This window comes from Streptomyces sp. NPDC042346 (assembly GCF_055581845.1).
The window spans coordinates 823,443-845,504 of record NZ_JBVJEH010000002.1; the positions used below are offsets into that span (position 1 = coordinate 823,443).

The following is a 22,062-nucleotide window of genomic DNA, read 5'->3' on the forward strand; positions in this document are numbered from 1 at the left end:
TCAGTGGTGGAGGATCTTGGACAGGAAGTCCTTGGCCCGGTCGCTGCGCGGATTGTTGAAGAACTCGTCCGGGGTCGTCTCCTCGACGATCCGTCCGTCGGCCATGAAGACGACGCGGTTGGCGGCGGAGCGGGCGAAGCCCATCTCGTGGGTGACGACCACCATCGTCATGCCGTCCCGGGCGAGTTGCTGCATGACCTCCAGGACCTCGTTGATCATCTCGGGGTCGAGCGCGGAGGTCGGTTCGTCGAAGAGCATCACCTTCGGATCCATGGCTAGGGCGCGGGCGATCGCCACGCGCTGCTGCTGGCCGCCGGAGAGCTGCGCCGGGTACTTGTCCGCCTGCGAGGCGACCCCGACCCGGTCGAGCAGCGCGCGGGCACGCTGCTCGGCGGCCTTCCGGTCCTTCTTGCGGACCTTGATCTGGCCCAGGGTGACGTTGTCGAGCACCGTCTTGTGCGCGAAGAGGTTGAACGACTGGAAGACCATGCCGACGTCGGCCCGCAGGGCCGCCAGTTCGCGGCCCTCGGCCGGGAGGGGACGTCCGTCGATCACGATCTCGCCCGAGTCGATGCTCTCCAGACGGTTGATCGCCCGGCAGAGCGTCGACTTCCCGCCGCCGGACGGCCCGATGACGACGACGACCTCTCTCCGGTGGATCGTGAGGTCGATCGACTGGAGGACGTGCAGGGTGCCGAAGTACTTGTCCACGGCGCGCAGCACGACAAGCGCGTCACCGCCTTCCGGGACGGGCATGGCACCCTCCAGGCTCACGCCCCCCGTCGGACGCTCCCTCCTCACGTTCATGCTCCGCCCTCCGCCGGGCCCGCGCACGCCGGGGCCCGCGAGGCACCGGGGCCCCGCGCGCACCAGGGCCCGCGCACGCCGGGCGGGCGGGCACGGGCCGCAGGTGCGGGAGGGGCAGGAGGTCAGCCGGCGGTCTCCCGTGCGGCGAGCTCGACGAGGTCGCAGACCTCGACCGGCCGGGAGGCGAGCGAGGCGTGGCTCGCGTCGAGCTCGATGGTCTTGCGCGGGTTCATGCGCTGCGCCATCCGGCGCTCGTTGTCGGGGTGGATCATGCGGTCCTGGGTCGACACCTGGTACCAGCACGGCTTGACGCGCCAGGCGGGAGCGGTGACCGCGTCGCCGAAGGTGGAGCCCAGGGGGGCCTTCTGGGTGACGGCCATGACCAGGGCCTCCTCCTGGGTGAGGTCCTGGGCGAAGCTGTCGTGGAAGGCCTCCTGCTTGATCCAGAGGTAGCCGTCCGAGTCGGGGACGATGCTGTCGAAGGCGGCCGGCGGCGTCTCCTGGCTGATCTGCCCCGGGCTCTCGCCGGCGTCCGGGGCGAACGCGGCGACGTAGACGAGACCCGTCACGTTCGGCAGGTCGCCGGCCTCGGTGATGACGGCGCCGCCGTAGGAGTGACCGACGAGGAGCACGGGCCCGTCGACCTGCCGGACCATCTTCCGGGTGCGTTCCGCGTCGTCGGCGAGCGCGGTGAGCGGGTTCTCCACGGCGTGCAGCTTGTCGTAGCCACGCCGGTGGAGCTCGCCGATGACCTTCGACCAGTGGGCGGCGCCGCCCCAGAATCCGTGCACCAGGACGATCGTGGGCTTGTCTGCCATGGGTCTGCGTACCGATCTGTGCGAGGGATGGATCCCTCCCCTGTTCCCGCTCCGTCTCCCCGCGGCCACGCTACGTGCGCGACGGCGGACCCGCATGCCCGGACCGACCCCCATGCCCGGACCCTCCCCCGTGCCCGGAGCGCCCCCCGTGCCCGGACCGCCCCCGCGCGCCCCGACCGTCCCTGCGCGCGGCGACGGCCTGGCGGACACTGGGGGGTGGGAGCCGAGTGTCCGAGGAGGGTCCGCCATGACCACTACCGCGCCCAAGGTCAGTACGTTGCCGCCGGAGCACCGGGAGCGGCTGATGGCCTTCGCCGAGGACGTGTACTTCGAATCCGGTCACCGGCTGTTCGAGGAGCAGCAGCACTGCGACCGGTTCTGGATCGTGAAGACGGGGGCGGTGACGCTCGACGCCAGGGTGCCGGGCCGCGGGTCGCCGGTGATCGAGACCCTGCGCCACGGCGAGCTGGTCGGCCTCTCGTGGATGTTCCCTCCGTATCTGTGCCAGTCGGGGGCCGAGGCGATGACGCCGGTACGGGCGTACGAGTTCGACGCCCCGGCCGTCCGGTCGATGTGCCGCTCGGACTCGGAGTTCGGCGCCTCGGTCATGTTCTGGGTGGGGGCGATCCTGGCCCACCGTCTGAACGTGACGCGGGTCCGGCTCCTGGACCTGTACGCGCCGCACGGCAGCGGCATCTTCGCGTGAGCCCCGCCCCCTCCTCGTACGGGGAGGGGGCGGGGCCGCGATCAGGACCGGGACGGGCCCGGGCTCAGTTCACGAAGACGGCGGGGCTGCCGGCCTGGCTGGTGTCCAGGACGGGTCCGTACTTCGCCGAGAAGTAGCCGTTGGCCGGACAGGTGCCGGGGCCGCTGGCCTTGGTGAACAATTGGTCCGTGAAGGTGAGCGAGTTGTCGGTGTTCGAGGGCGTGGCGGTGAGGCTGCCGGCCCGGTAGACGCAGGTCATCACACCGAGGATGCTGTTGATCTTCAGGGTGGTCTGGATCGGGCCCGCGGCACCCGCCGTGACGGTGAGCGCCCCGCCGGAGACGACGGCCGTGCTGAACGGCAGGTTGTTCACGGTGATGCTCTGGACTCCCGTGGCCCCGACGATGTTGGTGGTGCAGCTGCTGAGCGTGTGGGCCGTGACGGTCTCGGTGGCGGTGCCGGGGGCGGCGGGGTTGCCGCTGGCCGTGGCGGTGAAGGCCGAGGTGTTGCAGGTGATGCCCGTGCTGCCGCCCTGCGTGGTGGCGATCCGGGCCTTCGTGCCGCTGGGGAGCGAGGCGGAGAGGACGTCGCCGACCGCGACGGCGGTGCCGCCGGCGCTGCCGGTGGTGAGGACGTTGCCGGCGGCGGAACCGACGGCGCCGGCCTGGGTGGTCGCGGCGAGCGTGGCGGAGACCGCGAGGGTGACGGCGGCGAGGAGAGCGTGCTTGCGCATGGGGATGCTTCCTTCCGTACAGAGGGGTGGGACGGAGGGTGGGGGTGAGGACGTCGGGGCGCACGGAGCGACGCACGCAGCGGCGTACGCAGCGGCGTGCAGGGCGACGTACGGCCGCTGCCGGAACGGTCCGGCGCCACGGATGATGTCCGGCAGCGGTGTTCGTGAGAGGTGCGGGAGCGTGATACTCGGTGCGGTGTGCGGTGAGGACGTGTCCCGTCCCTCGGGGAACGGCTCCACCGAACACACGTGAGAACACCCGAAGACACTCGGCGCACCGAGAGGAAAACCCACGAGGGTTGTAATCCCGCCGAGTATGTGACGTCAACAAGCCCGGAAGGATGTGGCCGATGACGAGTGCCAGCGAGGCCGAGGAGGATCTCGTCCTGCCGGGGGCCCGCTCGGGCCGCGAACCGGGGCGCTCCCTGCGCCCGGGGCCGCGTCGGCTGAGCCCCGAGCAGGTGGCCTCACGACAGCGGGAGCGGCTGCTCGACGGGGTGGCCCGGACGGTCGCGGAGAACGGGTACGCCGGTGCGCGCATCAGCGACATCTGCCGGGAGGCCGGGGTGACCCGACCGGTCTTCTACGAGCTGTTCTCCGGCAAGGAGGACGCCGTCATCGCCGCCTACCGGGGCGGTACGCAGCAGGTGGTGCGCGCCATGCAGCGGGCGTACGACGAGGCGGGCGGCGCGGCGGACTGGACGGCCTCCGTGCGGGCCGGACTGCGGGTGCTCCTGACCCTGCTGACCCAGACCCCCGCCTTCGCCACGATGGTGGTCGAGATCGAGTCGGTGGGGCCGGCGGGGCGCCGGGCCCGTGCGGAACTTCTGGCCAGTTTTCGACGGTTCTTCGCGGACGCTCCGCCGGGGCCCGCGTGGGTGGCGCGGGGCGAGCTGGTGGACATCGTGGTGGGCGCGGTCCACGCGGCGGTGCACCGCGCGGTCGACGAGGGCCGGTTCGCCGATCTCCCCCCGCTGCTCGACACCCTGGTGCACGTCGTCGTGGCGCCGTTCACCCCCGAATGATCGATCGTCGGGCGCCCAAAAGGCAGCGCTTGCACGCTAGTTGACCCCGGGTAACAGCAAGCCTTACGGTCCGGTAAGTTCCCTGCGGCACGTCTGCCTCCGCACCACGTGAGGAAGACCCGGGCAGCCGGGGGAACGGTCCGCGCCAGGACACCGCCGCGCAGGTCTGATTCCTCACCCATGTCAGGAGCGCCTCATGGCCTTGTCCGAAAACAACCGCACCGGCGGGCACGCCCCGTTACCCGACGAAGCAACCGGCAGACGCGGCCGGGTCCGGTTCCGACGCGCGGCCCTGATGGGCGGGCCCGCTCTGGCCGCCGCGGCCACCCTCGTGGTGCTGACCGCGCAAGGAGCCCTCGCCGCCCAGTTCGCCATCTCGGGCATGCCGTTCACGGTGACCGCCGACAGTCTGGAGGGCCGCGGCTTCGGGCAGTTCGGAGGCCTCGACAACATGCCGGAGGGCAGCCCGAACGCCGGCGACACCGGCGGCCAGGTCCTGGTCATCGTCACCGCGATCCGCGAAGCCGAACTCACCAACCTCTGCCAGAGCGTGGAGCTCGGCGGCACCTACCTCCACATCACGGCGGGCGCCAAGGGCACCCCGGTCAAGGCCTCGGGCCTCACCACCGACTCCACGGACATCTCCGGCAAGGTCGCCGACTTCGACAACATCGAGATCGGCGGCGACGCCAGCACCTTCGAGAAGCCCCCGGTCAAGGGTCCGCTGGGCGTGTTCGGCCAGCAGGCCGACACCGTCTCCATCAAGGACCTGCGGCAGACCAACTACGCCACGACCGCCGTCCGGTTCACCCTGCCCGACCTGCACATGCGCTTCAGCTCGAAGGGCTGCTGAGCGTGGCGTCCGGCCGCCCCCGCCACCCCTGGCGGGCCTTCCGGCTCTGGCGGTACCGCCGCCCGTTCGGTGCCGGTCTCACGCTCGCCCTGGGCGGCGCCGAGATCCTGCTGACCCAGCGGGCGAGCATCACCGTGATCCTCACGGCGGGGGCGGACAGCCTGGTGGGCTACGTCCTGCCCGTCCTCATGGTGATCTGCGGACTGCTCGTCGTCCTCAACCCGCGCCAGCGGCTCTTCTACTCGGTCGTCGGCGTCCTGGCGTCCCTGGGGAGCTGGGTGACCTCCAACCTCGGCGGCTTCGTCATCGGCATGATGCTGGGGCTCGTCGGCAGCTCGCTCGCCTTCGGCTGGCTGCCCGACCGGCCCCGCCGCCGGCCCTGGCGCCGCAGCCGGCGCCGGGAGCCGGGGTCGGCCGGGAGCGGGACGGCGGCGACCGCCGGAGCGGCGGCCGGACCCGCGCCGGAGCCCCGCCCAGGCGTCTGACCTGCCCGAACGGGCGGTCGCACCCGGTGCGCCCCGGCCTGCCGGGGCGCTCCGTCGCGCCTCCACCGTCCGGCGGTACGGTGGAGGGGCACCACCGACCCACCCGTACGGACGGATCCGACGACGAGCGGCGAGGCGCGCATGACCGACCCGAGGACGGCACGCGAGGCGATCGCGCTCGTCACCGACGACTTCACCGAAATCCCCTTCTCCGAGGGGCCTTTGGACGGGGACGGGCCGATCGGCTGGCCGGGCTACTCGGCCGCGCACGGCCGTGCCGCCGCCCGTTCCGGCGAGACCGAGTCGGTGATCTGCGGTACGGGCACGATCGGCGGCGTTCCCGCGGTGGTGCTCTCCTTCGAGTTCCGATTCCTCGGCGGCTCCATCGGCGAGCGGACCGGAGCGCGCGCCGTCGCCGCGCACCGGCTCGCCCGCACCCACCGGCTGCCCGTGGTCGTCCTGCCGGCCACCGGCGGCAGCCGGATGCACGAGGGCATGCGCGCCCTCCTCCAACTCCAGCTCCTGGCCCAGGAGTCCGCGCTGACCCGGGCCGCCGGCCTGGCGCAGATCGCGGTCCTGCGGGACCCGACGACCGGCGGCGGCTGGGCCACCCTCGGGGCGGGCTCCGATGTCGTCCTCGCCCTGCCGGGCGCCCAGGTCGGTTTCGCGGGCTCCCGGGTGCGCCCGCAGGACGCCGACCCCGCCGCGTACACGGCGGAGGCCCAGCTCGCCCACGGCCACGTCGACGCCGTCGTCCCGCCCGCGGAGCTGCGCGCCGTGCTCGGCCGCTGGCTCACGCTCCTCACGCACCCGGCCGAGGGCCCGGTCGCTCCCCCGCACGCCCTGGGCACCGGCGCCGCGTCACCCGCCGCGTCCGGCCGGGAGGCCGTGACCCGTGCCCGGCACCCCGACCGGCCCCGGGCGCCCGCCTACCTCGACGCCCACTTCACGCTCCGCGCCGAGATCTCCGGCGACCGCTGCGGCGGCACGGACCCCGGCATGCTCTGCGGCTTCGGCCGGGGGCCCGACGGCGGCACCGTCGCCTACGCCGCCCAGTGCGGCACCGCCACGCGGCCCGCCGGCTTCCGTACGGCGGCCCGGCTCGTCCGCCTCGCCGACCGCCTCGGGATCCCGGTCCTCACCCTGGTCGACACCCCGGGAGCCGCCAACGACCCGCAGGCCGAACGGGACGGGGCGGGCCCCGCCATCGCCGATCTCTTCGAAGCCGTCGCCACCGCCCGGGTCCCGCTCACCTCGCTCCTCGTCGGGGAGGGCGGCTCGGGCGGCGCCCTCGCCCTCGCCGCCCCCGGCAACACCTGGGCCACCCCCGACAGCTACTTCTCCGTCATCGCCCCGGAACTCGCCACGGCCATCCTGAAACGCTCCCCCGAGGAATCCGCCGACACCGCCGACCGGCTCCGCCTGCGCCCGGAGGACCTCCTCGCCCTGGGCGTCGTCCGGGGCGTCGTCGACGGTCCCGCCCAGGTCTGAGCGCTGTGCTTTAATCGGATCCGTGGCGCGTGGCGCCGGCCAAAGAGCAGTGGGCCGGCCGGCGGTCGGGCGACCACCCGTTTCGTCGGAGGACCTCTCATGAGTCCGTTCCGTACAGACCACGCCTGACCGAGGTGCACTCGCGCGCGGCATTCCCGCGCGAGGTACCCCCGCGTCCCCTCCCGTGACCGACCGCCTCCGGCGCACGCTCTCACGGCACACCCAGGGCCCTCGCGCCCTTCACGGAGATCCCCGTCATCATGCCCACATCCTTCAACCAGTCCGTCATCGACGAGTTCCGCGCGAACAGCGGAAGGGTCGGCGGTCCCTTCGAGGGCGGCGACCTGCTGCTCCTGACCACCACCGGCGCGAAGTCCGGCACGGAGCGCACCGTGCCCCTCGGGTACGTGCGCCACGACGATCTGCTGATGGTCGTCGGCTCGAACCTCGGGTCCGAGCGGCACCCCGACTGGTTCCACAACCTCATGGCCCACCCGCAGGTCCGGGTGGAGCTCGGGGCCGAGGCGTTCGAGGCGATCGCCGTCCCCGCCGAAGGGGAGCGTCGTGACCGGCTGTTCGCGCATGTGGTGAGCGCGCAGCCCGGCTACGGCGAGTACCAGGCGAACACCGCGCGCGTCCTGCCGGTGGTCGTCCTGGAGCCCGCCGCGACCGCCGCGAACAACGGCTCCGAAGACGACGAGCGACCCTCCGAGGTGACGAACCTCGCCGACAAGCTCATGGAGGTCCATCTCTGGCTCCGCGGCCAGTTGCGGGACGTACGCGGCGAAGTCGACGCGCACTTCGCCGCACGGGCGGCGCACCAGGGCTCGGGCGAGCCGCCGGCGCCGGGGCTCGGGCTCCAGATCCGGCAGCGGTGTCTCGCGTTCTGCCAGTCGCTGGAGTTCCATCACAAGAGCGAGGACGCGCATCTGTTCCCCGGCCTTGAGGCCCATCACCCTCATCTCGGCGGCGTCTTCGAGCGGCTCCGTACCGAACACGTCACCGTCGCCCGCCTCCAGCGGGAGCTGAGCGCGCACCTCGCCGACCTCGCGGGTGCGGATCCCGGACGGTTCCGCGCCGAACTGGAGCGGATGTCGACGGAGCTCACGGCGCATCTGGACTTCGAGGAGGAAACGTTGCTGCCGCTCCTCGCGGAGATCCCCTTCCCGCCCGGCCGTCCGGCTTCATGATCCCTATCGGGTGAACGACGGGCGCGTGCACCGCACATCGGACGCCGGACACGAGACCATGAAACGGACAGTTCCCCCCTGAGGAAAGGCCGCTTCCGTGCGCCGTGCCCTGATCGTCGTCGATGTACAGAAGGACTTCTGCGAGGGCGGCAACGTCCCCGTGAAGGGCGGGGCCGACCGGGCCGTCGCCATCGCCGAGCTGATCCGGGGTGCCGACGGGCGGTACGCGCACGTCGTCGCCACCCGGGACCACCACGTCGACCCGGGCGGTCACTTCTCGGACGAGCCGGACTTCGAGAACTCGTTCCCGGTGCACTGTGTCGTCGGCACCGAAGGGGGCAAGTTCCACCCGGACTTCGAGCCCGTCGTCACCTCCGGCGCCGTGGACGAGGTCTTCTTCAAGGGCGCGCACTCCGCCTCGAAGAGCGGCTTCGAGGGCGCGACGGAGAACGGCACGCCGCTCGGCGAGTGGCTGCGTGCCCGCGACGTCAACGGCGTCGACGTCGTCGGAATCGCGACGGACCACTGCGTGAAGGCCACCGCGCTGGACGGCGTCCGGGCCGGCTTCGACGTGCACGTCCTGCTCGACTACACGGCGGGCGTGGCCGCCGACACCACCGGGATCGCCCTGGACGAACTGCGGGCGGCCGGCGTCGGACTCAGCGGCGAGCCGGTGGTCCTCGCCTGACGGCACCGCGGCCGTCCGGCGGGGCCCCTCTCCCGGTCGCCCCCCGCGGGGTCTTTCCCCAGTCTTGTCCGGGCTCTTGCCGTCCGCTGTACGGGCGTTAAACCGTCCGCCGCGAGAGTGACAGCACCCGAACCGCTCGGTGTTCGGGAGACGTTCACTCGCAGCAGGAGCCCCGATGACGCCCAAGTCCCGTGTCCGTGCCGTCCTTGCCGCCTCGCTCGCCGTGGCGACGCTCGGTACCTTCGCCGCCGGGGTGGGGGTGGCCGACGAGAAGGAAGGAAAGCAGCACGGCCGGGTCGGTGAGCGGGAGATCGCCGCGCTCTTCGACCAGTGGAACGCGGCGCTGCTGACCGGCGACCCGGAGAAGGTCACCGCCCGGTACGCCGAGGACGCCGTGCTGCTGCCGACCGCCTCCCCCAGGATCCGTACCAACCATGCCGAGATCGCCGACTACTTCGCGCACTTCCTGCAGAAGAAGCCGAGGGGCGAGAAGGTCCGCTCCGTGATCCACGTCCTCGACCGGAACTCCGCGATAGACGCCGGTCTCTACCGCTTCCACCTCACCGACCCGAAGACCGGCGTCACCAAGGCGGTCGACGCCCGCTACACCTACGAGTACGAGAAGCGCGACGGCCGGTGGCTGATCGTCAACCACCACTCCTCGGTGCTGCCGGCCGAGGGCTGATCCGCCGGGGCCCCTCGGCCGCCGTCCGCAGACCGATCCGTACGCACAGGCCGCCGCCGGGCGCGTCCCGCAGGGCCACCCCGCCGCCGTCGTCCGTCACCAGCTGCTTGACGATGGCCAGGCCCAGACCGGAGCCCGTGCGGCCGGTCAGGCCCTGGCCGCGCCAGAACCGGTCGAAGGCGCGGGCCTGTTCGGCGGCGGACATGCCGGGCCCCTGGTCGAGGACCTCCAGGACCGCCTCCTCCGGGCCGCACGTCTCCACCCGTACGGTGATCGTCCCCCGGTCCGGGGAGACCTCCAGGGCGTTCGAGAGGACGTTGTCGAGGACCTGGTCGAGGTTGCCGGGCCCGGCGAGCACCCGGGGCCCCTCGTCGGCGGCCCCGGTGAGGACGATCGTCACGCCGCGCTCGTCGGCGGCGGGCCGCCACACGTTCAGCCGGTCCTCGACGAGCTCGCGCAGGGCGAGCGGTTCGGGCGCGGCCACCTTCGCCTCGGCACGGGCCAGCACCAGCAGACCGCTGACCAGCCGGCTCATCCGGACCACCTCGGCGGTCGCCTGGTCCACGTCCTCGCGGACGAACTCGTCGTCGACCCCGTCCGCGATGTTGTCGAGCGCGAGCCGCAGCGCGGTCAGCGGCGTACGCAGCTGGTGCGAGGCGTCCGCGACGAAGATGCGCTGCGAGGCGACGAGGGTGTCGAGACGTTCGGCGCCCTGGTTGAGCGTCCGGGCCAGGGTCCGCGTCTCCTGCGGTCCCGTGACCGGCGAGCGGGCCGTCAGATCGCCGTCCCCGAACCGGCTGGCCATGTCGTTGAGCTGGCGCAGCGGTTTGGTCAGCAGCCGGGCCACGACGGCGCCGAGCCCGGCCGCGACCGCGAGCACCCCGACGGCGAGGATCGCCCGGAAGCCCCAGATCCGCCACAGCCGCTCCGTGAGGCCGGCGGTCGCGTAGCGGATGCGCACGGCGCCCACGATCCGCTCCTCCTCCCGCGCGGGACCGGGCACCGCGTGCCGGCCCTCGTACACGGGCACGGTGATCACCAGCTCCGGCCCCCAGACGAGCCGCGAGCCCCAGTCGACGGTGGTCACCCCGCGCCGCAGGGCCTCGCCGATCGCCGGGTCGTCCGGATGCGCGGGCAGCGGCAGGGGCGGCACCGCGCTCCTGCCGTCGGCCGCCACCACCTCGACCGTCCCGGGCGTCTCGTCCGCGTACGCCCCCGCCATCCGGGCGAGGGCCTGCCGGGCGGGCTCGTCCCCGTCGCCGAGCAGCAGCGCCATCGTGGTCGCCTCCCGCCGTACGGACTCCTCGGTGTCGCCGCGGAGTTGGGCGGTGAGCGTGAAGGCGACCGGCACGGTGAAGGCGGCGAGCGCGACGGCGACGAGCGCGACGTAGCTGACGATCAGCCGCTTGATCACGCCTGGTCCGCCGTACCCACGGGCCCGTCACCCGGCACGTCCGGTGCGATGTTCAGCCGGAATCCCACGCCGCGCACCGCCTCGATGACGACGGCCCCGGCCAACTTCCGCCGCAGCGCGGCCACATGGACGTCGAGCGTCTTGGTCGGCCCGAACCAGTTGGCGTCCCAGACGGCCTCCATGATCTGCTCGCGGGACATCAGCGCACCGGGCTCCTCCGTGAGGAAGGCCAGCAGGTCGTACTCCTTCGGCGTCAGCGCCACCTCGCCGCCGTCGAGGCGCACCCGCCCGGCCTTCCGGTCGACGCTCAGCCGCGCGCCGTAACTCTGCGGCCCCGACGGCCGGTTCTCGGGCCGCGCCCTCCGCAGCACGGCCCGGATCCGGGCGATGACCTCGCGGACCCCGAAGGGCTTGGACACGTAGTCGTCCGCCCCGATCTCCAGGCCGACCACCCGGTCCGTCTCGTCGCTGCGCGCGCTGATCACGATGATCGGCACGTCCCCGCGCAGCCGCAAGGCCCGGCAGACGTCGAGACCGTCGGTGTCGGGCAGGCCGAGATCGAGGAGGACGAGGTCGTAGGGCGTGGTGACGGCGAGCCCCGCGGCCCCCGTGGTCACCCACTCCACCTCGAACCCGTAGCGCAGCAACCCGCGCCGCAGGGACTCCGCGATCGGCTCGTCGTCTTCCACCAGGAGTACACGCACGGAAGAGACCCTAGTTCGACTTCCGTACGTCGTTTCACCACCGGACCGCCATCGTCCGGACCCCCGTCGTCCGGTGCGTCGTGGTCCGGACCGCGCTCAGTAGTAGCGGCGCATGATCTCGTCGGCCCAGGCCGGCTGGGTGGTCGGCCCCTGGGGGCCGAACTCGGCCATGTACGGCTTGATGTCGAGGACCGGTGTGCCGTCGACGGCGTCCAGACCCCGCACATGGACGTCGAGGCCGTCCGTGCGGATCAGCCGGCAGCGCGAGACGCCGAGGCGGTTGGGGCGGTTCTTGCCGCGCTGGGCGAAGATCCCGACCAGCGGCCACTCCGTGTTGCCGCGCGGGTGCCGGGCCCCGGTCTGGACGGCGTCCGGCCGTACCCGGTCGAAGTGGTAGACGACCTCCAGGTGCGAGAAGGCGTCGAGACCGGCGAGCGCCTCGGGGCCGAAGGCCTCCGCGTCCAGTCGGATCACCGACTCGACATCGCCCCACTCGTCGTCGCGCACCTCGTCCCGCCCGCCGACGACGTGCCCCACCGGGTGCGAGACGACCGTCACCGGGGTGCCCTGCTCCTGTGCCATGCGGGTCCTCACTCTTCTCCTGCCGGGACGGCCTCGTCCGTACATGATCAAGACGACCGTACTCCCGCCCGCGACGGGTTGGTGGGCCGGACCGCCGGATCCCCCGCCCGTCAGATCCCCGGCCCGTACCCCGGATCGGGGCCCTGCCGCGGATGCCAGACCGCGTCCAGGCCCCAGAGCCCGAGCGCGACGACGGCCAGGCAGACGAGCGCCGCCGCCCACGGGCGCAGGCGTCGCGTGGCCGCCGCCCAGGTGAGGGGCGGGAGGGCGAAACCGGCGAGGAGGATCAGCGGCACTTCGACGAGGACCGTGGTCCAGTCGGTGTCCTGCCCCTCGAAGCCGCCGTCGTAGCTGTACGCGGCCCGGGGCACCGCGTAGGCCGCCGCGACGACGACGCCGGCGAGGGCGAGCACACAGCCGACGCCGTTCAGCACCCGCTCGTCGGGCTCGTCCCGTTCGCCGGCCTCATCGCTCTCGCAGCTCTCCGCCCGCCCGCCACCGCTCATGTCGGGTACGGACGCCGGCCGCGGCCCCGCGGTTCCGGTCCCCGCTCCCCCGTACGGTACGGGTCACCTTCCCGGCTTCGGGGCGCGGCGGCGCAGCTCCTCCGCCGCCCGTGCCGTCTCCCGGGCGGCTTCGCGGTGGCCCCGCTTCTTCAGGTACCAGGCGAGCCAGGCGAGGGACTCCGCGAGCGCGGCGACGTCGTTGCTCGGGTGGACCCGGTCGAGGAACCGCAGCAGCCCGACGGCCTCCGCCGTGGGGCCGGCCACGTCCTCGGACCGCTCGACACGGGCCAGCCTGAGCCCGAGGTTGGACAGGGCGTGCACGAGGCCGGGAAGGTGCGTCTCGGGGTCGCGGCGGTACAGCCGGCGCTGGAGCTCGACCGCCTGTTCCGTGACGGCGAGCGCCTCGACGTGCCGGTCGCTGTCGGTGAGCCGGATGCCGAGGTTGTTCAGGGCCCGGGCGAGTTCGCCCTCGTACGCGCCCGGGTCCGTGTGGGCGAGTTGCCGATAGAGCGCCACGGCCTCCGTCGCGGGTGCGACGGCGTCGCGGTGGCGGCCGAGGACCGCGAGCCGACTGCCCAGGCTGTCCACGGCCTCGGCGAGGAGGGGCCGGACGGTGTCGGGTGCGGCGACGAGGCCGCGCCTGCAGAGGTGGACGGCCTCGTCGGCGGCTTCGAGCGCCTCCGCTCGCCGCCCGGCCCAGGCCCGTACCAGACCGAGGTTGTGGAGCGTCCGCGCCAGGGCGACGACGCTTCCGGTGGTGCGTTCGGCGGCCGCCGCGCGGCCGAGGGCGGCGGCCTCGGCGAGGATCTCGGCGGCGAGGTCCACCCGGCCGGAGTCCGCCAGGGCCAGTCCGCGCGCGTTCAGCCGGTCGACCTCGCCGAGGGCATCGACTCCGTCGAGGGGATCGGCCCCGGCCCGTTCGACCCTTCCCTCCCGGGTGATCCCGTAGCCGTGACCGGCGAGGAGGTGGTCGAGGAACGCGGTGGCCCGGGGCTCGCGCGCGGCGATCTCGGCGCGCAGCGCCGCCACTTCCGCGAAGTAGGGGCGGGCCTCCCCGGTGTGTCCGAGGCCGGTGAGCGTGCGGGCGGCCGCGAAGGCGACCGCCGCGTGCTCGGCGAGCTCGCCGGTGTCCCGCGTCCCGCCCGGGCGGGACCGCGCGGCGGCCTCGCTCTCGCGGTAGGTGCCGACCGCCGCCCGCAGCGCGTCGAGGGCCTCGCTCTGACGGCCCATCTCCCCCAGCTTGATGCCGAGGTCCCCGAGGGCGGAGGCGAGCTCACCGCGGCCCGCGCCGCTCGCCGGGTCGACGAGGGAGCGGCGTATCTCCACGGCTTCGGTGATCCGGTCGAGGGCCTCGTGGTGGTGGCCCGTCTCGGCGAGCTGGTTGCCGAGATTGACCAGGGCGGCGGCCAGTTCGCCGCGGCTTCCCTCGATGCGCCGCTCCGTGATCGTGCGCCAGAGTCCGACGGCTTCGAGGGCCACCGCGCGCGCCTCCTCGCGCCGTCCCACGACGCCGAGGCTGAGGGCCTGTCGGTGCAGGGCGACGGCCAGGCCGACGAGCGGGGCGTCCGACGCGTCCTCCGCCCGCCCGCGGAACACCCGGGCCGCCTCGCCCAGGACACCGATGGACTCCTCGTGACGGTCCGGGTCGCCGGCGAGGAGGGAGCCCAAGGACAGGAGCGCGTAGGCGAGTTCGGGGAGGTGGCGGTCCGGATCGGTGGCCGCCGCGCGCCGCAGCACGGCGACGGTCCGCTCCGCCTCTTCCGTCGGGTCCTTACGGTTCTTCCGGTCCGTCCCCGGTGTCTCCCCGTGCGGCATGGCGCTCCCCCTTGCCCGAAAGGATGGGAGAGCCATGATTCCCGACACCCGTGAATTCCCGGTGAAGTGACCACCCTCCAGGGAGGGTTACGGGGTCGGGGCGGCTAGCGCGTCAGGACGATCGCCGTGATCACCAGGCCGCCCCGGGCGAGCCAGCGTCCGCTGAAGTGCTCGTGCGGGACGCCTCCGACCGTCGGCCCGGGAACGAGCAGCCGGGCGTCGAAGGTCCCCGCGCGGCCTTCCTCGTCGTCCGGGGTGAACTCGACCACCGCCTCGTCGAAGTCCAACTCGCGCCCGGTCAGCGGGTACCACGTCTTGAAGACGCTCTCCTTGGCGCTGAACAGCAGCTTCTCCCAGGAGACCCCCGGCGCCCGGGCGTCCAGGGCGGCGAGGTGACGGCGTTCCTCGGGCAGCGACACCACCGCGAGGACGCCGTCCGGCAGGGGACCGGCCGGCTCGGCGTCTATGCCGATCGACACGACGTCCGTCGTCCTGGCCACCGCGGCGGCCCGGTAGCCCTCGCAGTGGGTCATGCTTCCGGCGATGCCCGTCGGCCACCGCGGCTCCCCGCGCGGCCCCGGTGTCAGGGGAGCCGCGGGCACCCCGAACCGGCCCAGCGCGAGGCGCGCGCAGAGCCGGACGGTGGCGAACTCCTGCTGCCGCTTCTCGACGGATTTGGCGACGAGCGCCGTCTCCTCGGGGAAGAGCGTGACCGGTTCGGAGTCGTCGAGGCGCCACTCCGTGGCGACCGACCCGGGCACGAGCTCGCCGATCATGGTGTTCCCTCCGCGTACGGGGTGGTGCCGGGCCGGACCGTCAGGCCGGGTTCTTCACGTCCGCGACGTAGGTCGCGCCGCCGAGGCAGTCGCGGATCTCGTAGCGGGGCGCGGTCGCCCCGGTCCACCGGAGGAAGCCGGTGGCGCCGGTCGCGGACGTCATGTCGATGAATCGGCATCCATCGTAGATGAGCTTGCCGGCGGTGGTGGCGGCGGAGCCGGTGGCGACCTGGTGCGAGCCCATCAGCGCGCAGTCGGTGTAGCGGACCGTGGGGCCGCGGTCGCCGTTCGCGTTGTAGGCGTACGTGTGCGTGACGGCGTCCGGCGCCCACGACTTGAAGCTCAGCGCGGTGTCGTCGCACGACACGAAGCTGATGCTGCCTTTGTACCAGCGGGAGTCGATCACCTTGTGGCCGAGGCCGCGCAGTTCGAACCGGATGCCCTGGGCGTACAGGCGCATGGTGGAGTCGGAGCGGGTGGGCGCGTCCGAAGTGAGCTGGAAGAAGGTGCCGTTGGAGGCGGCGTCGGTGAGGATGTAGGAGCCGCCGATGAAGTTCATCGAGCCGCCGCGGTTGTTCTTGACGAACACCCCGGACTGGTACTCGACCTTGCAGTCGCGGAACCAGTAGTTGAGGAACTGGTCCTGCTGGGTCGCGGCGGTGGTCATCCCCAGGACGAGGAACGCGTCGGAGTAGGAGCCGCCGACCTGGCAACGGTCCCAGCCCATCTCGCTGTTGAGGTTGGAGGTGGTGGCCGGGCCGTCGAGGCCGATGCCGCGCTTCCAGCTGCCGCGCCACTCCACGTCGGTGTACCAGGTGTCCTGCACGCCGTAGGTGGCCGAGGAGTACGCGTAGCAGAAGCTCGACGTGGCGTTCTCGCTCGTGAAGGTCAGCCCGGAGATCCGGATGTTCTTGTAGCGCTGGTAGTTGGTCCACAGCGTGGTGTCGTCCGCGGTCGGCGCGTACACGATGCGGGAGAGCCGCTTGCCGTAGCCGGTGATCGACAGACCGTCGACGATGCCGCCGCCGCCCTCGCCGTTCACGTTGGGCAGCAGCGAGTCGGGCTGGGTCAGCAGGTAGGTGCCCGGCGGGATGACCAGCACCTTCTTCGGGACGGCTCCCGAGATGGGGTTCGGCTGGAAGGAGGCGAGCACCTCGGCGGCGGCCGCGCGGAAGGCGGCGTCGCTGGCGGTGGCGCCCGTCGGGTCCGCGCCCTTGCTGATGACGTCGACGCTGTACGGGTCGTCCCCCGCGCCGGCCGCGTACGCCGGGCTTCCGCCCAGCGCCATGGCGCCCGCCGCGCCCGCACCGGCCGTCGCCATTCCGCGTATGACGGAACGTCGGTCCATGTTCCCGGTCATTCGTAACCCCCCATGGTCATGATCATGAAACAGACGGGACATACGATCACGACTCCGGCGCGGAAGCAAGACCGGTCCGAGACGCGGGACCTGGCGGTACAGCCCCTTTCCCGGGCCGCCCGGGTCAGGCGCCGCGTCGGATGCGGGCGGCCTGGCGGGCCTCGGCCTGCTTGCGGGCCTCGGCGGAGCGGCGGGACTCGTTCTTGGCGCGGCCGGGCTTCCCGGGGACGGTGCCCATGCCGCGGAAGGCCGCGCCGCGCTGGGAGCGCTCCGGGGTGACCGGGGCGTTGCCGCCGATGGCGACGCCGGAGGGGGTCTTGGCACCGGTGATCCGGGTCAGTTCGGCCTCGCCGGAGCGGACCTGGGTGATCTGCGGCCGGATGCCCGCGTCCGTCATGAGGCGGGCCACGTCCTTGCGCTGGTCCGGCGTGACCAGGGTGACGACACTGCCGGACTCGCCGGCCCGTGCCGTACGGCCGCCGCGGTGCAGGTAGTCCTTGTGGTCGGCGGGCGGGTCGACGTTGACGACCAGGTCGAGGTCCTCGATGTGGATGCCTCGGGCCGCGACGTTCGTCGCGACGAGGACGTTGATCGCGCCGGTCCTGAACCGCTCCAGGGTGTGGATCCGCTGCGGCTGCGACTTGCCGCCGTGCAGCGCCGCCGCGCGGACGCCGCTGCCCAGGAGGTGCCGGGTGAACCGGTCGACGGCGTGCTTCGTGTCGAGGAACATCAGCACCCGCCCGTCGCGGGCCGCGATCTCGGTGGCGGTGGCGTACTTGTCGGGTCCGTGGACCTGGAGGACGTGGTGCTCCATCGTGGTGACGGCGCCGGCCGAGGGGTCGACGGAGTGGACCACCGGGTCGTCGAGGTACTCGCGGACCAGCAGGTCGACGTTGTGGTCGAGCGTGGCGGAGAAGAGCAGGTGCTGCCCGCCGGGCGGTACCTGCCCCAGCAGCTCGGTGACCTGCGGCATGAAGCCCAGGTCGGTCATCTGGTCGGCCTCGTCGAGGACGGTGATCCGCACCTGGTCGAGGCGGCAGTCCTTGCGCTCGACGAGGTCCATGAGCCGGCCGGGCGTGGCGACGACGACCTCGGCGCCCTCCCTCAGCGCGACGACCTGCTTGTTGATCGACACGCCGCCGAAGACGGTCACCATCCGCAGCTTCAGGGCGCCGGCGTACGGCTCCAGGGCGGCGGTGACCTGCTGGGCGAGCTCGCGCGTGGGGACGAGGATCATGGCCAGCGGCTTCTTGGCGTCGGCGCGCCGGCCGGCGGTCCGCGCGAGGAGCGCGAGGCCGAAGGCGAGCGTCTTGCCGGAGCCGGTGCGCGCGCGGCCCAGGACGTCGCGGCCCGCGAGGGCGTTCGGCAGGGTCGCGGCCTGGATCGGGAACGGGGTGGTGACACCGAGGTCGGTCAGCGTCCGCAGCACCTCGGCGGGGAGCTCCATCGCGTCGAAGGTGTCGGCGGGCGGCAGGGCCGGGGTGACGGTGGCCGGCAGCGCGAACTCCCCCTTGGAGGGGATCGGACGGCGGGTGTCCTTCGTACGGTCAGAACGGTTCATGGGTGATGCCTTCCTCGATGCGACGGTGCTGCGATGCTGCGAGCGCGGCGCGTATCAAGGAATCCATGGCGTGAACGTGCCGTAGGAATTGCAGGAACGGGCCGAGAACAGTACGTCTACGGATCCGGGCACATCCGTACGTACGGTGCGGTACGTCTCGGCATCCGGTGTCGGAATGCCGGAGGGGGACCCCGCGGGGCAGCGGCCTGCGGCCCGCGACGGGTCTCAAGGCCCGATAAAACGGCGACGGCCGGTGCCCCCCACCCAGGGGGTGGGGGGCACCGGCTGCGTCGAACGCGTCAAGCTTAGGCGGGGGTGATGTTCTCCGCCTGCGGGCCCTTCTGACCCTGCGTGACGTCGAAGTTCACCTTCTGGCCCTCCTGCAGCTCACGGAAGCCGGAGGACGCGATGTTCGAGTAGTGGGCGAAGACGTCGGGGCCGCCACCCTCCTGCTCGATGAAGCCGAAGCCCTTTTCCGAGTTGAACCACTTAACGGTGCCGGTAGCCATGCGATATCTCCTTCGAGGCATTACCCGGAATTCACACTGCGTGAATCCCGGCGTCGCCGCGATGATTGCCCCGTCCGGAAAAAGCACCGAAAATACAAAAAGTGCTCTGATGGGAACAAACCCACCTAAGCACTTGAAGTCTATGGGAACCACAACTGCAACTGATAACTACTGTATCACGGGAATGGCCCGGGTGGCTCTTTGGACCGCGATCACGTCGAATTTCGTGTCGGCCGGGCCCCCTCGGCCCCGTCACAGCGGGCCTGCGGCCCCGTCCTGCGGCGTCCCGCGCGCCTCGCGGAGCGCCGTGTGGACCGACCAGACCACCGACACCAGCGGCACGGCCACGACCGCTCCGACGATGCCGGCGGCGATCGAGCCCGCGATGACCGAGATGGCCACCACCAAGGGATGCAGCCGCACGGCCCAGCTCATGACGAGCGGGTGCAGCAGGTGCCCCTCGATCTGGCCCATGACCACGATCAGGGCGATCACGATCGCCGCCACCACCGGGCCCTGCGAGGCGAGGGCCACCACGGCGGCGACGGCGAGGGCGACGGGCGAGCCGATCAGGGGCACGAACGCCGCGACGAACTCCAGGAGGGCGAGCGGGACGGCGAGCGGGACCCCGAGGAGCCAGAGCGCGAGGCCGACCAGGACCGCGTTCGTGGCGGCGACCAGCACGATCCCGTGCGTGTAGCCGGTGAAGGTGCGCCAGGCCGCGCGGCCCGCGATCCCCGACCGGCCCCGTACCGACCTCGGCAGCTGGTCCTGGAACCAGGCCCACTGCTTGTCGCCCGCGTGGATGAAGAACACCGCGGAGAACAGCGCCAGGGCCAGGGTCGTGAGGACGGCCACCACGTGGCCCGCGCCGCTCACGGCCGTACTGACCAGGGTCGACCGGTGGCTGGCCAGGAACTGGCCGATCCGGGCCTGGAGGTCGGACAGCGCCTCGGGGCGCAGCCGGAACGGCGGCCGTCCCAGCCAGTCCTCGATCCGGCCGATGCCCTCCTTGAACTCGCGCACGAGCGTCGTCCGCTCCCCCGCGACGGCCTCGCCGACCAGCGCCAGCACGCCGAGGACGAGCGCGATGCCGCCGAGCAGGGTGAGGGCGACCGCCAGGGGCCGGGGCAGTCCTCGGGCGACGATGTCGGCGACCGGGCGCAGCAGCGCGGTGATCACCAGGCCCAGGAAGACGGCGACGCCGATCTCGTGGAACCGGCCGAGGACGGCGAACAGGCTGTAGACGAGCAGGCCGACGATCAACAGCCGCCACGCGTACGCGGCGGCCGTGCGGAGGAACGGGGTCACCGGCGGTGCTGTGCCTGGCTGCATGGCCACGAGGTACCACCGGGGGCGCGCCCCGCCACGCCACCGGCCCGACATTCGCCCGGTCAGCCGGGGGCCGGGCCTCGGCGGCGCACCAGCGGCAGGTACACCTCGTCGGCGATCTCGACGAGGACGTCGTCGGGCGCGGTGGGGACGCCCCGTACGACGAACTCGTTGCGCAGCAGGACGACGGCGACGGTGGCGACCCGGGGGTGGAGCGCCTCGGGGGCCGCCTCGCCCCGCGCGACGGCACGGCCCAGGACGGTCAGCCAGGGTGCGGCCGCCGCCTCGCCCGACTGGTCCTGGAGCTGGGCGAGGAACTCGGACGCGCCGCCCGCGGCGGAGAGCAGTTCGCGCAGGATCGCGCCGAGGGGGGAGCTCCAGTGGCGGTTGGCGCCCCGGAGGAGTTCGAGGACGTCGCCGCGGAGGGTGCCGGTGTCGGGGAGCGGGACGGTCGTGACGAGCCGGCGGTACGCGGCGATGCCGAGGGCGAGGCGGTGGGGCCAGCGGCGGTAGAGGGCGTTCTTGTTGGTCCCGGCCCGGGCGGCGACCTTGTCCATGGTCAGCCCGGCGTACCCGGACTCGGTGAGCTCGTCCACGGCGGCGCGCAGGATGGCGTCCTCCAGGGCGGCCCCGCGCCGGCGCGTCTGCGCGGCGCCCGCCCGCTCCGCCGGTTCTGCCGGTTCCTTCGGCCCGTTCAGCCCCTTCGGTCCCTTCGGTTCCGTCGGCTCGTCCGCCATGGTTCCCCGTCATCTCTCGGTCGGTACCGGTCGTACCTTCGCATCTTCCTTGCCTGCCCTTCCCCACCGCAATTAGGGTACGAGCCGTACCGTACTTGCGCCGTCAGGAGGGGACACGCCATGCGTGCCAAGGGCATCAGCTACGACACCGGCTTCGTCAAGGACGGGGTGACCTCCCGCAGGTACTTCGACGCGAAGGTGGTCGAGCGCGAGCTGCGGATCATCCGCGACGACCTGCACTGCGACGCCGTGCGGATCATGGGCGGCGACCCGGACCGCCTGGAGCTCGCGGCCTCGTGCGCCGCCGACCTCGGCCTGGAGGTCTGGTTCTCTCCCTATCCCCTGGAACTGACCGCCGACGGGATACTGGCGCTGTTCGCCGACTGCGCCGAGCGGGCGGAGCGCGTCAGGCGGCGGGGCGCGACGGTCGTGTTCGTCGCCGGCGCCGAGCTGTCCCTGATGAACAAGGGCTTCCTGCCGGGTGACAGCACCGACGAGCGCGTCGAGCTGCTGAAGTCACCGGATCGCGTGCGCGAGCACATCGGCGTGGTCGGGGCCCGGGTCAACGAGTTCCTCGGCCGGGCCGCGGCCGTCGTCCGCGAGCGCTTCGGCGGCGCGGTCACCTACGCCTCCGTACCGCTGGAAAGGGTCGACTGGACCCCCTTCGACATCGTCTCCGTCGACCTCTACCGGTCGGCGGAACACGCCGAAGGGTTCGCCGACGGCGTCCGCGACCTGGTCGCGAACGGCCCACAGGGCTCTCAAGGTGCTCAGGGCTCTCAGTGCTCTCAGGGCAAGCCGCTCGCGATCACCGAGTTCGGCTCTGCGGGCTACCGGGGCGCGGGCGACCGGGGCGCCCTCGGCCTGGAGATCGTCGAGTACGACAGGACCGGCCCCCTGCGGCTCAACGGCGTCCACGCCCGTGACGAGGAGGGCCAGGCCGCGTACGTCCTGGAACTGCTCCGGGCCTTCGACGCCGGGGGCGTCGACAGCACCTTCGTCTTCACGTTCGCGCTCTACGACCACGTGCACCGTCCCGACGGCGACCCCCGCGACGACCTCGACCTCGCCAGCTACGGCATCGTGAAGGTCCTCGACGGCGGTCGCGGAACGGCCTATCCGGATCTGCCGTGGGAGCCGAAGGCCGCGTTCGCCGCCCTCGCCGACTACCACCGGCAGCACTGAGCCGACCTCGGGCGGGTCCCCTCCCTCGGCTCCCTTCGATCAACTCCCTTCGCTCCGGCCCGATGTGGCAGAGTCGGGACGGTTTCGGGGTTCGGGGTGA

General features: G+C 72.5%; 23 protein-coding genes. 9 read left to right on the forward strand and 14 right to left on the reverse strand.

Annotated features, from left to right (window positions below):
• Both ACZ6K0_RS12355 and ACZ6K0_RS12360 read right to left on the reverse strand, forming a co-directional pair.
• The gene (locus ACZ6K0_RS12355) at positions 1-756 is read right to left on the reverse strand and encodes an amino acid ABC transporter ATP-binding protein (RefSeq protein ID WP_469231898.1); all 756 of its coding nucleotides are present in this window, start codon (positions 754-756) and stop codon (positions 1-3) included.
• Between the two features lie 173 nt (positions 757-929).
• Positions 930-1,625, reverse strand: a complete 696-nt coding sequence (locus ACZ6K0_RS12360; RefSeq protein WP_376399012.1) for an alpha/beta hydrolase — start codon at positions 1,623-1,625, stop codon at positions 930-932.
• A gap of 247 nt (positions 1,626-1,872) precedes the next feature.
• On the opposite strand from ACZ6K0_RS12360, the gene ACZ6K0_RS12365 reads away from it, so the two are divergent.
• Positions 1,873-2,331, forward strand: a complete 459-nt coding sequence (locus tag ACZ6K0_RS12365; RefSeq protein WP_376399015.1) for a Crp/Fnr family transcriptional regulator — start codon at positions 1,873-1,875, stop codon at positions 2,329-2,331.
• 64 nt (positions 2,332-2,395) lie between these two features.
• Here the strand turns inward: ACZ6K0_RS12365 and ACZ6K0_RS12370 are convergent, their stop codons facing one another.
• Positions 2,396-3,064, reverse strand: a complete 669-nt coding sequence (locus ACZ6K0_RS12370) for a Tat pathway signal sequence domain protein (RefSeq protein ID WP_376399018.1) — start codon at positions 3,062-3,064, stop codon at positions 2,396-2,398.
• Positions 3,065-3,414: 350 nt separating this feature from the next.
• On the opposite strand from ACZ6K0_RS12370, the gene ACZ6K0_RS12375 reads away from it, so the two are divergent.
• From ACZ6K0_RS12375 to ACZ6K0_RS12405, 7 genes are all read left to right on the forward strand, one after another.
• Positions 3,415-4,089: a TetR/AcrR family transcriptional regulator gene (locus ACZ6K0_RS12375; protein WP_469231901.1), complete on the forward strand. Its 675-nt coding sequence runs from the start codon at positions 3,415-3,417 to the stop codon at positions 4,087-4,089.
• A 196-nt stretch (positions 4,090-4,285) separates the two neighbouring features.
• Positions 4,286-4,942, forward strand: coding sequence for a DUF6230 family protein (locus tag ACZ6K0_RS12380; RefSeq protein WP_469231902.1), 657 nt, complete (start codon positions 4,286-4,288; stop codon positions 4,940-4,942).
• Positions 4,943-4,944: 2 nt separating this feature from the next.
• A complete protein-coding gene (locus ACZ6K0_RS12385) occupies positions 4,945-5,427 on the forward strand; it encodes a DUF6114 domain-containing protein (RefSeq protein WP_376399027.1) in 483 nt (160 codons plus the stop codon).
• A gap of 141 nt (positions 5,428-5,568) precedes the next feature.
• Entirely contained in the window at positions 5,569-6,918 is a 1,350-nt protein-coding gene (locus tag ACZ6K0_RS12390) for a carboxyl transferase domain-containing protein (RefSeq protein ID WP_469231904.1), read from the forward strand.
• Positions 6,919-7,178: 260 nt separating this feature from the next.
• Complete coding sequence (locus ACZ6K0_RS12395; protein WP_469231905.1) at positions 7,179-8,108, forward strand: nitroreductase/quinone reductase family protein; 930 nt, start codon at positions 7,179-7,181, stop codon at positions 8,106-8,108.
• Positions 8,109-8,205: 97 nt separating this feature from the next.
• Positions 8,206-8,796: an isochorismatase family protein gene (locus tag ACZ6K0_RS12400; RefSeq protein ID WP_469231907.1), complete on the forward strand. Its 591-nt coding sequence runs from the start codon at positions 8,206-8,208 to the stop codon at positions 8,794-8,796.
• A 175-nt stretch (positions 8,797-8,971) separates the two neighbouring features.
• Positions 8,972-9,481, forward strand: coding sequence for an SgcJ/EcaC family oxidoreductase (locus ACZ6K0_RS12405; RefSeq protein ID WP_376399038.1), 510 nt, complete (start codon positions 8,972-8,974; stop codon positions 9,479-9,481).
• Here the strand turns inward: ACZ6K0_RS12405 and ACZ6K0_RS12410 are convergent.
• The 11 genes from ACZ6K0_RS12410 to ACZ6K0_RS12460 all read right to left on the reverse strand — a co-directional run bounded on the left by ACZ6K0_RS12410 (position 9,444) and on the right by ACZ6K0_RS12460 (position 20,777).
• Positions 9,444-10,895 (reverse strand): sensor histidine kinase, encoded by a 1,452-nt coding sequence (locus tag ACZ6K0_RS12410; protein WP_376399041.1) that lies wholly within the window; start codon positions 10,893-10,895, stop codon positions 9,444-9,446. The genes ACZ6K0_RS12405 and ACZ6K0_RS12410 overlap by 38 nt on opposite strands.
• Positions 10,892-11,599, reverse strand: coding sequence for a response regulator transcription factor (locus ACZ6K0_RS12415; protein WP_376399044.1), 708 nt, complete (start codon positions 11,597-11,599; stop codon positions 10,892-10,894). The genes ACZ6K0_RS12410 and ACZ6K0_RS12415 overlap by 4 nt, the downstream gene beginning before the upstream one ends.
• 96 nt (positions 11,600-11,695) lie before the next feature.
• Entirely contained in the window at positions 11,696-12,181 is a 486-nt protein-coding gene (locus ACZ6K0_RS12420; RefSeq protein WP_376399047.1) for an SAM-dependent methyltransferase, read from the reverse strand.
• Between the two features lie 110 nt (positions 12,182-12,291).
• Positions 12,292-12,687: a hypothetical protein gene (locus ACZ6K0_RS12425; protein ID WP_376399050.1), complete on the reverse strand. Its 396-nt coding sequence runs from the start codon at positions 12,685-12,687 to the stop codon at positions 12,292-12,294.
• A 63-nt stretch (positions 12,688-12,750) separates the two neighbouring features.
• Positions 12,751-14,502 (reverse strand): tetratricopeptide repeat protein, encoded by a 1,752-nt coding sequence (locus ACZ6K0_RS12430; protein WP_469231910.1) that lies wholly within the window; start codon positions 14,500-14,502, stop codon positions 12,751-12,753.
• A 104-nt stretch (positions 14,503-14,606) separates the two neighbouring features.
• Positions 14,607-15,278 carry a 4'-phosphopantetheinyl transferase family protein gene (locus tag ACZ6K0_RS12435; RefSeq protein WP_469231912.1) on the reverse strand — a complete coding sequence of 224 codons (672 nt, stop codon included), beginning with the start codon at positions 15,276-15,278 and terminating at the stop codon, positions 14,607-14,609.
• 40 nt (positions 15,279-15,318) lie between these two features.
• The gene (locus ACZ6K0_RS12440) at positions 15,319-16,626 is read right to left on the reverse strand and encodes a hypothetical protein (RefSeq protein WP_376399058.1); all 1,308 of its coding nucleotides are present in this window, start codon (positions 16,624-16,626) and stop codon (positions 15,319-15,321) included.
• Between the two features lie 136 nt (positions 16,627-16,762).
• Positions 16,763-18,199 carry a DEAD/DEAH box helicase gene (locus ACZ6K0_RS12445; protein WP_469231914.1) on the reverse strand — a complete coding sequence of 479 codons (1,437 nt, stop codon included), beginning with the start codon at positions 18,197-18,199 and terminating at the stop codon, positions 16,763-16,765.
• Positions 18,200-18,504: 305 nt separating this feature from the next.
• Positions 18,505-18,708: a cold-shock protein gene (locus ACZ6K0_RS12450; protein WP_024760785.1), complete on the reverse strand. Its 204-nt coding sequence runs from the start codon at positions 18,706-18,708 to the stop codon at positions 18,505-18,507.
• Positions 18,709-18,960: 252 nt separating this feature from the next.
• Complete coding sequence (locus ACZ6K0_RS12455; protein WP_469231916.1) at positions 18,961-20,043, reverse strand: AI-2E family transporter; 1,083 nt, start codon at positions 20,041-20,043, stop codon at positions 18,961-18,963.
• A gap of 59 nt (positions 20,044-20,102) precedes the next feature.
• Positions 20,103-20,777: a TetR/AcrR family transcriptional regulator gene (locus tag ACZ6K0_RS12460; protein ID WP_469231918.1), complete on the reverse strand. Its 675-nt coding sequence runs from the start codon at positions 20,775-20,777 to the stop codon at positions 20,103-20,105.
• Between the two features lie 120 nt (positions 20,778-20,897).
• Between ACZ6K0_RS12460 and ACZ6K0_RS12465 the strand changes: the two genes are divergently transcribed.
• The gene (locus ACZ6K0_RS12465) at positions 20,898-21,962 is read left to right on the forward strand and encodes a hypothetical protein (RefSeq protein ID WP_469231920.1); all 1,065 of its coding nucleotides are present in this window, start codon (positions 20,898-20,900) and stop codon (positions 21,960-21,962) included.
• Positions 21,963-22,062: the final 100 nt, after the last annotated feature.